The sequence below is a fragment of the Vibrio sp. 1580 genome (assembly GCF_033340055.1).
The window spans coordinates 1-654 of the sequence record NZ_JAWOVT010000354.1; the positions used below are offsets into that span (position 1 = coordinate 1).

Below are 654 nucleotides of genomic sequence, written 5' to 3' on the forward strand. Positions count from 1 at the left end.
TGTTCTATTTGATCACTTTGCTGCGTATAGTTCAGGTACATCGCAACTAAACCAAGAATAGAAACAACGAGCGAAGCAAACAGTACGTTGTTGATGGTTTTGATTTGAAGATTCATAACCTCTCCTTGTCTCTTGCCAGACATCTCTAAATGAAAAGAACGTCTACAGACTAAGAGCACTCTGCTCTAAAACGCATTGAAGCCTATTGAGGTTGTTGTATATAAAAATAATTATAGGAGATGAGTAAAAAAAGAAGAGAAAACTTGAAGTATTTGAATACCTTTTTGTCATTGGCATTCAATACGCAGCGAGAGAGAAAACGCTCGCTGCGAAAAAATTAGCTTTGGAATGCGTCTCGGGCAGACACTTGTTCAAACCAGCGAGCGATGTTTGGATACTTCTCGAAGACTTCAATACTCAAACCATTCACCGCAAAACCAATGAAAATATAACCGGTAATATCGACAACGGAAAACTGGTCTGTCGCGATGTATTCACTCTCTGACAAACGTTTATCTAAGGTTGGCAAAAACTCGAGGACACGAGACTTGGATTCTTCACCCCACGCTGCCACACAGTTTTCACGATCTTGATAGATCGCCGTAATGTTGCGAAACGCTTGGAATGCCGCATAAAGGCCTTGGAACTCGACGA

Annotated in this window: 1 protein-coding gene; it reads right to left on the minus strand. The window is 41.1% G+C overall.

What is annotated here, in order from left to right:
* Window positions 1-337: 337 nt before the first annotated feature.
* Window positions 338-654 (minus strand): glutathione binding-like protein (locus R7093_RS25970; protein ID WP_318147114.1); only part of this gene is annotated, 317 nt, incomplete at its 5' end.